General features: G+C 74.6%; 12 protein-coding genes. 3 read left to right on the plus strand and 9 right to left on the minus strand.

Annotation, left to right across the window (positions count from 1 at the left end; genetic code table 11):
* Nucleotides 1–2 precede the first annotated feature (2 nt).
* Nucleotides 3–1,133, plus strand: a complete 1,131-nt coding sequence (locus AB0C76_RS15945; RefSeq protein WP_359964874.1) for a hypothetical protein — start codon at nt 3–5, stop codon at nt 1,131–1,133.
* A 61-nt stretch (nt 1,134–1,194) separates the two neighbouring features.
* Here the strand turns inward: AB0C76_RS15945 and hflX are convergent, their stop codons facing one another.
* The 5 genes from hflX to miaA all read right to left on the minus strand — a co-directional run bounded on the left by hflX (nt 1,195) and on the right by miaA (nt 7,865).
* Complete coding sequence (gene hflX, locus AB0C76_RS15950) at nt 1,195–2,697, minus strand: GTPase HflX (protein WP_359964876.1); 1,503 nt, start codon at nt 2,695–2,697, stop codon at nt 1,195–1,197.
* Entirely contained in the window at nt 2,694–5,033 is a 2,340-nt protein-coding gene (locus tag AB0C76_RS15955; protein WP_359964877.1) for an HD domain-containing protein, read from the minus strand. The genes hflX and AB0C76_RS15955 overlap by 4 nt, the downstream gene beginning before the upstream one ends.
* Before the next feature lie 166 nt (nt 5,034–5,199).
* A complete protein-coding gene (gene dapF, locus AB0C76_RS15960; RefSeq protein ID WP_359964878.1) occupies nt 5,200–6,108 on the minus strand; it encodes a diaminopimelate epimerase in 909 nt (302 codons plus the stop codon).
* 70 nt (nt 6,109–6,178) lie between these two features.
* Nucleotides 6,179–6,688, minus strand: a complete 510-nt coding sequence (locus AB0C76_RS15965) for a hypothetical protein (RefSeq protein ID WP_359964880.1) — start codon at nt 6,686–6,688, stop codon at nt 6,179–6,181.
* Nucleotides 6,689–6,914: 226 nt separating this feature from the next.
* Nucleotides 6,915–7,865: a tRNA (adenosine(37)-N6)-dimethylallyltransferase MiaA gene (gene miaA, locus AB0C76_RS15970; protein ID WP_359964882.1), complete on the minus strand. Its 951-nt coding sequence runs from the start codon at nt 7,863–7,865 to the stop codon at nt 6,915–6,917.
* A 167-nt stretch (nt 7,866–8,032) separates the two neighbouring features.
* Between miaA and AB0C76_RS15975 the strand changes: the two genes are divergently transcribed.
* Nucleotides 8,033–8,293, plus strand: coding sequence for an antitoxin (locus AB0C76_RS15975; protein ID WP_359964884.1), 261 nt, complete (start codon nt 8,033–8,035; stop codon nt 8,291–8,293).
* An 18-nt stretch (nt 8,294–8,311) separates the two neighbouring features.
* Here the strand turns inward: AB0C76_RS15975 and AB0C76_RS15980 are convergent, their stop codons facing one another.
* Both AB0C76_RS15980 and miaB read right to left on the minus strand, forming a co-directional pair.
* Nucleotides 8,312–9,010, minus strand: a complete 699-nt coding sequence (locus AB0C76_RS15980; RefSeq protein WP_359964886.1) for a hypothetical protein — start codon at nt 9,008–9,010, stop codon at nt 8,312–8,314.
* 88 nt (nt 9,011–9,098) lie between these two features.
* A complete protein-coding gene (gene miaB / locus AB0C76_RS15985) occupies nt 9,099–10,598 on the minus strand; it encodes a tRNA (N6-isopentenyl adenosine(37)-C2)-methylthiotransferase MiaB (protein ID WP_359964888.1) in 1,500 nt (499 codons plus the stop codon).
* A gap of 94 nt (nt 10,599–10,692) precedes the next feature.
* Here miaB and AB0C76_RS15990 point away from each other — a divergent pair, with 94 nt between their 5' ends.
* Nucleotides 10,693–11,712 carry a TAXI family TRAP transporter solute-binding subunit gene (locus tag AB0C76_RS15990; protein WP_359964890.1) on the plus strand — a complete coding sequence of 340 codons (1,020 nt, stop codon included), beginning with the start codon at nt 10,693–10,695 and terminating at the stop codon, nt 11,710–11,712.
* Nucleotide 11,713: 1 nt separating this feature from the next.
* On the opposite strand, the gene AB0C76_RS15995 is transcribed toward AB0C76_RS15990, so the two are convergent.
* Complete coding sequence (locus AB0C76_RS15995) at nt 11,714–13,141, minus strand: HAMP domain-containing sensor histidine kinase (protein ID WP_359964892.1); 1,428 nt, start codon at nt 13,139–13,141, stop codon at nt 11,714–11,716.
* 6 nt (nt 13,142–13,147) lie between these two features.
* A complete protein-coding gene (locus AB0C76_RS16000) occupies nt 13,148–13,900 on the minus strand; it encodes a response regulator transcription factor (RefSeq protein ID WP_359964894.1) in 753 nt (250 codons plus the stop codon).
* Nucleotides 13,901–13,982 lie beyond the last annotated feature (82 nt).

The following is a 13,982-nucleotide window of genomic DNA, read 5'->3' on the forward strand; positions in this document are numbered from 1 at the left end:
CCGTGCCGTACACCACCCGCGGACGCGTGCCGCGGCGCCGGGCCGCGCTGGCCGGCGCCGCGGCGCTCGCCGCGCTCGCCCTCACCGCGACCGCCTGCGGGCCGGACCGGCCCGCGGGGAGCGCCGCGAGCGCGCCGGCCGCCCTCGCCAGGCCGGCGCCGCCGACCAGCCCCGGCGACCTGGCCGGTTGGAAGGTCGACGACTGGGCCCGCTTCGTCGCCGACAGCGCCTTCGACAACAAGGTGCCCCCGGGCTTCTGGTCCCGCACCAGGATGGAGGCCGCCAAGGGCCGGCCCACCCCGGAGGCCCCGCGCACCACCGCCCGGGGCGACGCGCCGCAGGACGCTCCCCCGGCCCCGGTCCCGGCCCAGGCGCAGCCGCACCCGTACGGCCCGGCCGCCGCCGTGGTCGGCAGGCTCTTCGTGACCGCCCCCGGGGGCGACGCCGCCTGCTCCGGCACGGTGGTCTCCGACCCGGCCGCCCCGGGCCGCAGCAACCTCGTCTACACCGCCGCCCACTGCCTGCACGACGGCAAGGGCGGCGCCTGGCTGCGGAACATCACCTTCGTGCCCGGCTTCAACCGCGACGGCCAGGCCGGCCGCGGGAAGCCGGCCACCGACCAGCAGGTCTCCCCGTACGGCCGCTGGACGGCGGTGCGCGCGCTGGTCTCGCCGACCTGGCTCGACGAGAGCGGCACCGGCGCCCGCGACCAGTACGACTACGGGATCGTCCGGGTGCGCGACGACAGCGGTTCCGACCGGTCGCTGGAGGAGACGGTCGGCGGCTCGGTCCCGGTCTGGTTCAACGCCCCGCGCGAGCAGATCACCTCGGCGTCCTCCTACGGCTACCCCGCCGAGAAGCCGTTCGACGGCACGGAGCTCGACCACTGCGACTCGCCGGCCGCCCCCGCCCGGCTGTCCTTCGACCGGGCCCGCCCGCCGATGTACGCGATCGGCTGCACCATGACCGGCGGCGCCGACGGCGGCGGCTGGTTCATCGTCAAGGACGGCAAGCCCAACCTGATCAGCGTCACCTCGATCGGCGACCGCAACCCGACCGGGTACCTGGCAGGCCCCTCGCTCCAGGACCAGGCGAAGCAGGCCTTCGAGTACTTCGCCAAGAACGTCCGATGACGCGCGAAGGCCCCCGGACAGAACCCTGTCCGGGGGCCTCGCGGACGTCGCGACGAGCCGATCAGCCCCGCAGGGCCACCGCGTAGCCCTCCAGCTCCGCGGCCAGCTCGACCGGCACCTTGGCGTGCAGCAGCGTGCCCTCGCCGGTGTGCTCGGTGGAGAGCAGCTCGCCCTCCGCGTGCACCCGGGAGACCAGCCCGCCCTGGGTGTAGGGCACCAGGGCCCGCACCTCGACGGCCGGGCGCGGCAGCTCGTCGTCGATGAGCTTCAGCAGCTCCTCGATGCCCGCGCCGCTGCGGGCCGACACCACGATGGCGTGCGGCTCGCGGCGCAGCAGGCGCTGCAGCACGTGCGGGTCGGCGGCGTCCGCCTTGTTGATCACCACGATCTCGGGGACGTTCTGTGCGTCCACCGAGACGATGACCTCGCGCACGGCGGCCAGCTGCGTCTCCGGCTCGGGGTGCGAACCGTCCACCACGTGCAGGATGAGGTCCGCGTCGGCGACCTCCTCCATGGTGGAGCGGAACGCCTCGACCAGGTGGTGCGGCAGGTGCCGGACGAAGCCGACGGTGTCGGCCAGCGTGTAGACCCGCCCGCTGGGCGTCTGCGCCCGGCGCACGGTCGGGTCCAGGGTGGCGAACAGCGCGTTCTCCACCAGGACGCCCGCCCCGGTGAGCCGGTTGAGCAGGGAGGACTTGCCGGCGTTGGTGTACCCGGCGATGGCCACGGACGGCACCTGGTTGCGCCTGCGCTCCTGGCGCTTGGTGTCGCGGCCCTTCTTCATGTCGGCGATCTCCTTGCGGAGCTTCGCCATCTTCTCGCGGATCCGGCGCCGGTCGGTCTCGATCTTGGTCTCACCGGGACCACGGGTGGCCATGCCGCCGCCGGACGAGCCGGAGCCACCACCACCCATCTGCCGGGAGAGCGACTGGCCCCAGCCGCGCAGGCGCGGCAGCATGTACTGCATCTGCGCGAGCGAGACCTGCGCCTTGCCCTCGCGGGACTTGGCGTGCTGGGCGAAGATGTCGAGGATCAGGGCCGTCCGGTCGACGACCTTGACCTTGACCACGTCCTCCAGGTGGATCAGCTGGCCGGGCGTGAGCTCACCGTCGCAGACGACGGTGTCGGCGCCGGTGGAGGCGACGATGTCGCGCAGCTCCTTCGCCTTGCCGGAGCCGATGTAGGTCGCGGCGTCGGGCTTGTCACGGCGCTGGATCACACCGTCCAGGACCTCGGAGCCGGCGGTCTCGGCGAGGGCGGCGAGCTCGGCCATCGAGTTCTCCGCCTCCTCCAGCGTCCCGTCCGTCCAGACACCGACGAGCACCACGCGCTCCAGGCGGAGCTGGCGGTACTCGACCTCGGTGACGTCCTGGAGCTCGGTGGAGAGGCCGGCGACGCGGCGCAGCGCGGCGCGCTCGCTGCGGTCGTACTGGTCTCCGTCGTAGTGCTGGCCGAGGTCCTCGTCGATGGCCGCGAGGTCCTCGTCCATGAGGGCTTCCGCCCGCAGACCGTCGAGGCGGCGCGGGGCGTCGGCGTGGTCGCGGGTGTCGAACGTGGAGGTCATTCTGTCCTTTGGTCGCTGGGTGGCTTCGGCGACGGCCCGTGGACGGCACCGGAGCTCCTCTGCCCGGTGAACGCCGTGGACCTGCCGCGCATTCCCCTCGATGGTCCCACGCCCGGCGCGGGCCGGTCACCCCCATTTCTTCCGGCCGTGCCGTCCTCGGGGGCGTGCGGGCGGCTCACGTCGTACACGCCGGAGACCCGGAGCATGGCCCGCATCAGGCCGGGCAGGGCGGCCGGGGCGGGCAGCTCGACCGTGTAGGTGTGCCGTACCCGCAGCTCCTGGGGCGGCTCGACCTCGGCCGAGACGATGCCGACGCCCTCGGCGGAGATCGCCGCGGTCAGGTCGGCGAGCAGCCGGGGCCGGTTGAGGGCCTCGGCCCGCAGGGTGGCCCGGTAGCCGTCGGCCGGGGTGCCGTCGGCCCGCCAGCGGACCTCCAGCGTGCCGCGTCCGGCGGCCCGCATCCGCTCCCCCGCCGGACAGCCGGTGCGGTGCACGGCGACGGTGCCGCCGCGGATCGGGTAGCCGGTCACCTCGTCCGGCGGCACCGGCGTGCAGCAGCGGGCCAGCCGCACCGGCGCCCCCGGTCGCCCGGCCACCGCGACCGGGGCGGCCCGGCGCTCGGCGGTGCGGTGCGCGGGCGGGACGGGCTGCCCGGCGGAGGGGCCGGTGCGGACCGCCGGCAGCCGGGCCGGGTGGTCGGCCAGCCAGCGCTCGATGGCGAGGCGGGCGGCCGGGGTGCGTGCGTGGGCGAGCCACTCGGGCGCGGGCCCGGAGGGCTCGGCGGCGCGCGGCCCGGCCCCGGCGGGCACGGTCTCGGTGAGCACGGCGATGAGGTCGCCGTCCTGGAGGACGGTGGACAGCGCGGTGAGCCGGCCGTTGACCCGGACGCCGATGCACCGGTGGCCGGTGTCCTCGCCGAGCAGGTAGGCGGCGTCCACGCAGGTGGCGCCGGCCCGCAGCTGAAGCGTTTCGCCGCACTCCGTCACGACCGTGATCTCCCGGTCGCCGGCCAGGTCGGCGGTGAGCGCCGACCAGAACGCGTCCGGATCGGGCGTCTCCTGCTGCCACTCCAGCAGCCGGCTGAGCCAGCCGGGCCTGGCCGGGTCGGTGCGGTCGAGCTCGTCGGCGTCCTGGACGGCGGCGGCGGGCTCCGGGTCGCCGAGGGCGACCACCCCGGTCTCGGCCACCTCGTGCATCCGCCGCGTGCGCACCAGCACCTCGACCACCGCGCCGCCCTCCAGCGCGACCGCGGTGTGCAGCGACTGGTACAGGTTGAACTTGGGGGCGGCCACGAAGTCCTTGAACTCGCCGGGCAGCGGCGTCCAGCAGGTGTGCAGCTCGCCGAGCACGGCGTAGCAGTCGGCGTTCTCCTCGACGACCACCAGCAGCCGCCCGAAGTCGGCCGGCTGCGGCCCCTGCGGCCGCCCGTCCGCCCCGGGCGCGGCGGCCCGCTTGAGCAGCACCCGGTGCAGCGAGACGCAGTGCCGCGGCCGGACGGTGACCTCGGCGGCGACCCCGGTCTCGGCCAGCTGCCGGGCCAGCAGCCGCGCGAAGGGCTCCAGCAGGGTGTCCGGCCGGCCCTCGTGACCGGCCATCAGGGTGCGGGTGCGGGTGTGCTCCTCGGGGTGCAGGGTGGCGAAGACGATGTCCTCCAGCTCCGCCTTGAGCACCTGGATGCCGAGCCGCTCGGCCAGCGGGATCAGCACGTCCCGGGTGACCTTGGCGATCCGCACCTGGCTGGCCGGCTTCATGTGCCGGATGGTGCGCATGTTGTGCAGCCGGTCGGCGAGCTTGATCACCATCACCCGGACGTCGTCCCCGGTGGCGACCAGCATCTTGCGGAAGGTCTCGGCCTCGGCCGCGGCGCCGAAGTCGACCTTCTCCAGTTTCGTCACCCCGTCGACCAGGTAGGCGACTTCGGGCCCGAACCCGGCACTCACCTGGTCCAGCGTCAGATCGGTGTCCTCGACCGTGTCGTGGAGCAGCGAGGCGACCAACGTCGTGGTACCGGCGCCGAGTTGGGCCAGGATCATGGTGACGGCGAGCGGGTGGGTGATGTACGGCTCGCCGCTCTTGCGCTTCTGCCCGCGGTGGCTGGCCTCGGCCAGCCGGTAGGCCCGCGCGAGCAGCCCGAGGTCGGCCTGCGGGTGGTGCCCGCGGTGGGCCCGGACGAGCGGTTCGAGCGCGTCCGGGACCGGCTGGCGACCGGTGGCCAGCAGGGCGGCCCGCCCGGCGCGGCCGAGCGCGGCCCGGCCCAGCCCGCCCAGGGGCCGCAGGACCCCGGCCTGCCGTGCGCTTGTCGGCGGCCCGAGGGGCTGTCCGGCTTCGATGGTCATGGCACCTCCGGCGACGGTCACCGGCGGCCGCCCCGGCAAGGGGCGCCGACCCGGTGATCCATGCTACCGAGCACAGCACGTTGCGCGATGCCTTGCTTCCCCTCTGCGACCGGTATCACTCGATCGGGGGGATTCGTCACCGTACGAAATGGGGAAAACCGGGCCCTCAGCCGGTCAGTGCCGCCCACCACCGGGGGTCGATCTCGCCGGCCGCCACGATCACCGCGGCGCCGGTCATCTGCACCAGGCCGTCGGGGTGCTCGGTGATCGTCAGCCGCCCTCCGGGCAGGTCCACCGCGTAGGTCGCCGCCTCACCGGTGACCGCCGGGTCGAGGCCGTCGCGCCGGATCGAGGCCACCGCGACGGCGCACGCGCCGGTGCCGCAGGACAGCGTCTCGCCGGAGCCGCGCTCGTGCACCCGCATGGCGACGTGCCGAGGCCCGCGGTCCACCACGAACTCGACGTTGACGCCCTCGGGGTAGGCGCCCTCGGGGCTGGTGAGCGGCGGGCGCAGCAGGTCGCCCGCGTGGTCGAGGCTCTCGACGAAGGCGACGGCGTGCGGGTTGCCCATGTTGACGTTCAGCGCGGGCCAGCGCCGCTCGCCGACGGCGACCTCGATGCCGTCCGGCCCGGGCAGCCTCGCGCGGCCCATGTCGATGGTGATCTCGCCGGCCGTGCCGTCCTCGGCGTCCTCGGCGACCCGCGCGGTCAGCACCCCGGCCCGGGTGGCCACGGCGATCTCGCCGGGCTTGGCGTGGCCGGCCTCGACCAGGTAGCGGGCGAAGACCCGCAGGCCGTTGCCGCACATCTCGGCGATGCTGCCGTCGGAGTTGCGGTAGTCCATGAACCACTCGGCCCGGTCGGCGAGGTCCGCGGCGGCCGGCTCGGCGGCGGAGCGCACCACGCGCAGCAGCCCGTCGCCGCCGATGCCCGCCCGTCGGTCGCACAGCGCCGCGACGGCCTCCGGGCCGATCGCCAGCCGGCCGTCCGGGTCGGGGACGATGACGAAGTCGTTCTGGGTGCCGTGCCCCTTGAGGAAGGGGATGCCGGCCGGCTGCGAAGAGGATGCGCTCACCCTCCCGATGGTACTGAGGAGGGCGGGAACCCACCGAAGGCGGGCGACCCGCCGGGGCCCGGCCGCGGCACTAGCGGAGATGGGCGACCCGCCAGACGGCGAGGGCGCAGGCGGCGAGCGCGATCAGGGTGTAGACGACGATCGCCTTCCACCCGGCCCGCTTCCCGGAGCCCCGGCGCGGCAGGCCCGGCCACTTGTACCCGGCGTGCCGGGCGGCCATCGCGCCCCAGCCGACCGAGGCGGCGGTGAGCAGCAGGCCGAGCATGCCGACCATGGTCGCCCGCGCCCCGGCGGAGCCGAAGGCGAGCGGGAAGCTGAACATCAGCGAGCCGAGGGTGCCGAGCAGCGCGATCGGCAGTGTCTGCCACCACCGCAGCCGGCGCCGCGGGCGGATCTCCCGCTCGTGCACCGCGCCGGCCGGCCCGCTGGTGTCCAGCGTGGGCAGCGCGACGGCGTAGGAGGTGGGCGCGTCCAGGCCGGTCAGCACGGGGAGGTCACCCATCGTGGACTCGTCGAACTCGTCGGCCGGTGCGGTGACGCTCCCGCTCTGGCCGGACTCGGGGCCGGTACCCGTCGACACACGGCCTCCCCTGACAGTTCGACACGAGCGGACTCGCGGCCGGTACGGCCGGCCCGCCCGGGCCGACCCTTATGACACCGATGATGGCATGTCCAGAGGCGCGTTCCGGGCCTCTCCGGGGTCGGCGGGTGATCCGTGGCCATCACGTGATCGGGCCGTAACCCCCGGTTGGTCCTGCACGGCCACGTGCTCGCGCAGCTGCACCGCCGAAGTGGCCGGATCCCGCCTACGCGGCCGGCTCGTTCTGACGCCCGATCAGCTCAAGGGAGCGTTCCAGCAGCTCGACCGGGTCGGTTCCGGCCGGGCGGGAGAGCCAGTGGATCCGGCCGTCCCGGCGGAACCAGGACTCCTGGCGGCGGGCGAAGCGCTTGGTGGCCCGTACGGTTTCGGCCCTCGCCTCGTCCTCCGTGCACTCGCCGGCGAAGTGGTCGAGGACCTGCTGGTACCCGAGCGCCCGGGAGGCGGTCCTGCCCTCGCGCAGCCCGACCCGTTCGAGCGCGCGCACCTCGTCGAGCAGCCCGGCCTCCCACATCCGGTCGACGCGCAGGGCGATCCGCTCGTCCAGTTCGGGGCGCGGCACCGCGACGCCGATCTGCACGGCGTCGTAGACGGCGGTGTTGCTCGGCAGGTTGGCGGTGAACGGCTGCCCGGTGATCTCGATGACCTCCAGCGCACGGACGATCCGCCGCCCGTTGCTGATCAGGATGGCCTCGGCCGCCGCCGGGTCGAGCCCGGCCAGCCGCCGGTGCAGCGCGTACGGGCCGGCCTCGGCGAGCTCCGCCTCCAGCCGGGCGCGGACGGCCGGGTCGGTGCCGGGGAACTCCATCTCGTCGATCGCCGCCCGGACGTACAGCCCGGAGCCGCCGACCAGCACCGCGGCCCGCCCGGCGGCGAGGAGCCGGTCGATCTCGGCGCGGGCCAGCCGCTGGTACTCGGCGACGCTGGCGGCCTCGGTGACGTCCCAGACGTCCATCAGGTGGTGCGGGATCCCGCCCCGCTCGTCCGTCGTGAGCTTGGCGGTGCCGATGTCCATGCCCCGGTAGAGCTGCATCGAGTCGGTGTTGATGATCTCGCCGCCGAGGCTGCGGGCGACGGCCACGGCGAGGTCGGACTTGCCGGCGGCGGTCGCCCCGACGATCGACACGACGGGGGGCTGGACGGTGCGGGAGCTGCTCACCGCTCCAGTCTCGCAAAACCGCCGAGGGGCCGGGCACCCGGCTGCCTCCCGCCCCCGGCGGCGCGACGATGTGACTGTTTCCGGCCTTTTCCACGCCCTGGTCCGGTTTGCGAACGCTTTACCCCTCCCGGACGTTGGGCAGGACACCGGGAAAGAAGGAGATCGCCATGGGCCTGATGGACAACCTCAAGGGCAAGGCCGAGGAGCTCAAGGAGCGTGCCAGCGAGCTCGCCGGCAAGCACCACGACCAGATCGACAGCATGGTGGACAAGGCCGGCGGCGCCATCGACAAGGCGACCAAGGGCAAGTACAGCGACAAGATCGAGCACGGCGCCAGCAAGGCCAAGGGCGCGGTCGACGACTTCGCCCACAAGCCGGGGCCCCGTGAGGAGGGCACCGGCGGCAACGGCCGGGCGCCGCACGCCTGAGCGCGGGTGCGGCGGTGATCAGCTCCAGGACGCCACGAAGTACCCGACGCCGTACGGCGCGTCCTGGTAGCCGAGCCGCGCGGTGAGGCCGGCGCCCTCGGCGGCGCCGGCCAGCACCTGCCAGGGTGCCCGGCCGTCGGCCTTCAGTTCGGCGGCCAGGGCGGCGTCCAGCGCGGCCAGGGCGGGGAGGTCGGCCGAGCCCAGGGCGGCGGCCAGCGCCGCGTCGTAGCCCTCGGCGCGCTCGTCCAGGTAGCCGGGCGCCTTCACCGTGCGGCAGGCGCTGCCGCCGCCGAGCACCAGCAGGGCGACCCGGTCGGCCAGCCCGGCCAGGCCCTGGCCCAGCCCGAGCATGCGGTCGGCGGGGGCGTCCTCGGGCACGGCGCAGGCGTGCGTCGGCAGGGTCACCCCGGCACGTTCCAGCAGCCACGCCCCGACGGTCAGCGAGGGCGCGAGCTGCGGCCCCTCGACCCGGCCGCCCGGCAGTTTGGCCACCAGGGGGACCCCGTAACGGTGGAAGGAGCCCGCCCCGCCCTCGGTCCACACCTCGGCCCCGGGCCCGGCGCCGACCACCACGACGAGCTCCGGCCCGGCCGCGACCAGCGCCGCCAGCGCCTCGTCGCAGGCGGCCCGCAGCGCGTCCAGCTCGCTCGCCGCCCCGGCGGCGACCTCGGGGACGAGCAGCGGCGGACAGGGGCACACGGCGGCGGCTACCAGCATGTGGATCACTCTAACCAAGAAGCACGGCGGCCCGGCGGGACCCGAAGGTCCTGCCGGGCCGCCGCGACGTCCTGCCCGGGAGCGAGCGTCAGTCCCCGCAGCAGCCGCCCGCCGGGGCCGCCAGCGGCAGCGCGGCCGGGGCGCCGACGGTCGGCAGGCCGAGCATCACGCCGGCCGGCTTGGCGGCGGGCTTGGCCTGGCGCTTCTCCCACGCGTCGCCCGCGCGGGTGCGGCGCACCGCGAGGGCCGGGCCCTCGGCCAGCAGGTGGTGCGGGGCGGCGTAGGTGATCTCGACGGTCACCACGTCGCCCGGGCGCACCGGCTCGGCGGGCCGGGTGAAGTGCACGAGGCGGTTGTCGGGGGCGCGCCCGGAGAGGCGGTCGGTCTTGCCGTCCTTCTTGCCCTCGCCCTCGGCGACCAGGATCTCCAGCGTGCGGCCGACCTGCTTCTTGTTCTCGTCCCAGGAGATCTCCTCCTGGAGCGCGATGAGCCGGTCGTAGCGGGCCTGCACGACGGCCTTCGGCACCTGGTCCGCCATCTCCGCGGCCGGGGTGCCGGGGCGCTTGGAGTACTGGAAGGTGAAGGCGTTGGTGAAGCGCGCCTCGCGGACGACGTGCATCGTCTCCTCGAAGTCCTCCTCGGTCTCGCCGGGGAAGCCCACGATGATGTCGGTGGAGATGGCCGCGTCCGGCATGGCCTCGCGGACCTTGCGGATGATCCCGAGGAAACGCTCCTGCCGGTAGGAGCGGCGCATCGCCTTGAGGACGCGGTCCGAGCCGGACTGCAGCGGCATGTGCAGCTGGTGCATCACGTTCGGCGTCTCGGCCATCGCGGCGATGACGTCGTCGGTGAAGTCGCGCGGGTGCGGGGAGGTGAAGCGGATCCGCTCCAGGCCCTCGACCTGGCCGGCGGCGCGCAGCAGCTTGGAGAAGGCCTCGCGGTCGCCCAGGTCGGAACCGTAGGCGTTGACGTTCTGGCCGAGCAGGGTCACCTCGATGACGCCCTCGTCCACCAGCGCCTCGATCTCGGCGAGGACGTCGCCGGGGCGGCGGTCCTCCTCCTTGCCGCGCAGCGCGGGCACGATGCAGAAGGTGCAGGTGTTGTTGCAGCCGACGGAGATCGAGACCCAGGCGGCGTAGGCGGACTCGCGGCGGGTGGGCAGCGTGGAGGGGAAGGTCTCCAGCGACTCCAGGATCTCGACCTGGGCCTTCTTCTCGACCGCGGCCCGCTCCAGGAGCGCCGGCAGGTGGCCGATGTTGTGGGTGCCGAACACCACGTCGACCCAGGGGGCGCGCTGGACGATGGTGTCGCGGTCCTTCTGCGCCAGGCAGCCGCCGACGGCGATCTGCATGCCCTGGTTGCGGCCCTTGGCCGGCGCGAGCTGCCCGAGGTTGCCGTACAGCTTGTTGTCGGCGTTCTCGCGCACCGCGCAGGTGTTGAACACCACCAGGTCCGGGTCGCCCTCGGGCCCGGCCTTGACGTAGCCCGCCTCCTCCAGCAGCCCGGACAGGCGCTCGGAGTCGTGGACGTTCATCTGACAGCCGTGCGTGACGACCTTGTAGCTCTTCAATCCGCTCTCACCGCTCACCAGACCAGGGTACGGGCACGCGTGAAGGGCTTTTTCACGGACGGCGGCCCGGCGGCCCCTCCCGTTCTGCCGGGGCGCCTGGCAGTATCCCTGCATGACCCCCACCGTTCCCTCACGTCCGGGCGCCGTGCTCCGCGCGGCCGCCCGAAGCCCGCTGTGGCGGACGGTCCTGGTGCTGGCCCTGCTGCTGGCGGGACTCGGCGGGTGGTGGCTGTCGGCGGGCCGCTCGCCCGGCTACCCGCGCGGGGAGACGCGCTTCGCGACGGGTGTGCAGCGCGGGGTCTACGACCGGTACGGGCAGCTGCTGCAGGCGCACGTCGCCAGGTCGATGCCCGGGGTTCGGCTGGCGCTCGACAACACCGACGGCTCGGTCGAGAACCTGAAGCGGGTGGCCGACGGCCGGGACCAGTTCGCCATAGCGACGGCCGACGCCGTCGCCGACTACCAGGGCCCCGGCAAGGACCGGCTGCGGGCGATCGCCCGGCTCTACGACGACTACCTCCAGCTGATCGTCCCGGCCTCCTCGCCGGTCCAGCGCACCGCCGACCTCAAGGGCCTGCGGGTGGGCGTGGGCCTGCCGCAGTCCGGGGTGAACCTGGTGACCAGACGGCTGCTGACCGCCGCCGGCCTGGACCCGGACCGGGACATCAAGGGCGTGCCGGACGGGGTCGGCGACGCCGCCGACGACCTGCGCGAGGGCAGGGTGGACGCCTTCTTCTGGTCCGGCGGCCTGCCCACCAGCGCCCTGACCGACCTCTCCGACCACGTCCGGATCAGGATCGTCCCGCTGGCCGACCTGTCCGAGCAGCTCCACAAGGCCGAGGGCGGCGGCACCGACGCCTACCGGGCGGCCACCATGCCCAAGGGCACCTACCCGAACGCCGAGCCCCAGGACGCCGTCGCCACCGTGGCGGTGCCCAACCTGCTGATCACCCGGGACGACGTCGACCCCGGCCTGGTCCAGGGCATGACCGAAGCGGTGATCGACAGCCGCGACCAGATAGGGGCGCAGGTCCACGCCGCCCAGCTGGTCGACCTGCGCACCGCCGTGTACACCGACCCGCTCCCCCTCCACGAGGGCGCGATGCGCTACTACCGCTCGGTGAAGCCCTGACCTACTGCTTCCCCGGACGGGGAACGGCCAGGGTCACCGCGAGCCCGGTCGGCTTGACCGGGGCGAAGCCGAGCGAGCCGCCGCCCGCCAGCAGCAGGGTGCGGGCGATCGACAGGCCGAGCCCGGAACCGTCCACGTTCTGGTGCCGCGGGCTGCGCCAGAACCGGTCGCCCGCCCGGGAGACCTCCTCCTCGGTGAGGCCCGGCCCGGCGTCGCTGACCGTCACCGCGACGTCGTCACGCCGCACCGCGACCCGCAGCCGCACCCGGCTGCCCTCCGGGGAGAACTTGAGCGCGTTGTCCAGGACCGCGTCCAGCGCCGAGCCGAAGCCGATCGGGTCGGCCATGCCGAGCGCGAGCGCCGGGCCGTCCCAGCGCAGCTCGATGCCGCGCTGCACGGCGACCGTCCGCCACGCGTCGACCCGGGCGAGTGTGAGCGCGGCGAGGTCGGTCGGCTCGGGCTCGGGGCGGGCGTGCTCGGCGGTGGCGAGGCCGAGCAGGTCGTCCAGCACCCGGGCCAGCCTGGCGCCCTCCTCGCGGACCACGCCCAGCTCCTCCTCGTGCCCCTCGGGCAGTTCCAGGCCGAGCACCTCGACCCGCAGCAGCAGCGCGGCCAGCGGGTTGCGCAGCTGGTGGGAGGCGTCCGCGACGAAGGCCTTCTGCTGGTCCAGGGCGAGCACGACGTGGTCGGCCATCTCGTTGAACGAGCGCGCGAGCCGCTGCAGCTCGGGCGGGCCGCCGCCGGGGGCGACCCGGGCGTTCATCCGGCCGGTGGCGATGTCGTGGGTGGCCCGGTCCAGGGTGCGCACCGGGCGCAGCACCCACTCGGTGAGCCGGACGGCGAGCAGCACCGCGACGATCATCGCGGCGGCCTCGCCGGCCCCGATCACCAGCCAGCTGTGCAGGATCCGGGTGCGCAGCGCCCCGGTCGGCGACTCGCTGAGCACCACGGCGACGACGTCGCCGTCGCGCACCACCGGGGCCGCGACGATGACCGTGCGGTCACCGGTCCACGGCCAGACCTGGGGCGGGTTGTGGCTGCGCCGCCCGTCCAGCGCCTCCTGGAAGGCCTGCGCGCCGGAGCCGCCGGAGGGCACCGTCCAGTTCTTCGGCGCGGCGGCGATCGGGACGCCGTCGCGCTGGAAGATGCCGAGGCGCACGCCGTACAGGTCGTAGTAGCGGGCGACCTCGGCGTCGATCGCGTTGCGCCGGCTGAGGTCGCCGGGGGCGGGCCCCGGGTCGCCCTTGCGGGCCGCGTACGAGGTGCCGGCGGTGGGCAGGTCCTGGGCGAAGCGGGCGGCGTCGTCGAGCCGGTCGACGACCACCTTGGTCTGCTGGGCCGCCGCGACCGCCGCCGCGAGCGGCAGCCCGAGGGCGGCCAGGACGCAGACCATCAGGGCGAGCAGGATGCCGAGCAGGCGATTGCGCACGTACGGTCAGTGCTCCGCGGCGGCCGGGGGCGCGTCCGGAGCGGCCGCCGGGGACTCGGGGATCAGCCGGTAGCCGACGCCGCGCACGGCCTCGACCAGGCCCGGCAGGGCGAGCTTGTTGCGCAGCGAGCCGATGTGGACCTCCAGCGTGCGGCCGTTGCCCTCCCAGCCGCTGCGCCACACCTCGCTGAATATCTGCTCGCGGCGGTAGACCACGCCGGGGCTCTGGGCGAGCAGCGCGAGCAGGTCGAACTCCTTGCGGGTGAGCGGCACGTCGCGGCCGTCCACGCTGACCCGGCGGCGCTCCCGGTCGATCCGGATGCCGCGGGACTCCAGCGGGCCGCGCTGCTGCGGGACGGCGTCGGGCGCGGCCGGCGACGCGGCGGAGGGCACGGCGCCGCGCCGGGCGACGGCGTGGATGCGGGCGAGCAGCTCGCCCATGTCGTACGGCTTGGTGACGTAGTCGTCGGCGCCGAGGTTGAGGCCGTGGATCCGGGAGCGGATGTCGGCGCGGGCGGTGACCATGATCACCGGGACGCCGCTGCCGGCCCGGATCCGGCTGCACACCTCGAAGCCGTCGCGGTCGGGCAGCCCGAGGTCGAGCAGCACCACCCGGTACGGCTCGTTGCCGTCCGGCACCAGCGCGTCCAGGGCCTCGTGCCCGCTGCGGGCGTGCCGGACCTGGAACCCGTGCCGTCCCAGCACCGCGACCAGCGCCGCGGCCACGCGTTCGTCGTCCTCGACGAGCAGCAGTCGCACGTCTCCTCCTTCCCCGTTCCCCGACGTCTCCAGGGGCCCCGGGAGCTCCCCCGGGCGGTGATCACCGGGGCCGCTCGGTCGG

Origin of the sequence: Kitasatospora sp. NPDC048722 (assembly GCF_040650235.1) — a bacterium.
Taxonomy (GTDB): domain Bacteria; phylum Actinomycetota; class Actinomycetes; order Streptomycetales; family Streptomycetaceae; genus Kitasatospora.

Coding starts and splice junctions, on each gene's coding strand:
- hflX (WP_359964876.1), bottom strand. CDS start 2,697: ATGACCTCCACGTTCGACACCCGCGACCACGCCGACGCCCCGCGCCGC.
- AB0C76_RS15990 (WP_359964890.1), top strand. CDS start 10,693: ATGACCCCCACCGTTCCCTCACGTCCGGGCGCCGTGCTCCGCGCGGCC.
- AB0C76_RS15975 (WP_359964884.1), top strand. CDS start 8,033: ATGGGCCTGATGGACAACCTCAAGGGCAAGGCCGAGGAGCTCAAGGAG.
- AB0C76_RS15980 (WP_359964886.1), bottom strand. CDS start 9,010: ATGCTGGTAGCCGCCGCCGTGTGCCCCTGTCCGCCGCTGCTCGTCCCC.
- AB0C76_RS15955 (WP_359964877.1), bottom strand. CDS start 5,033: ATGACCATCGAAGCCGGACAGCCCCTCGGGCCGCCGACAAGCGCACGG.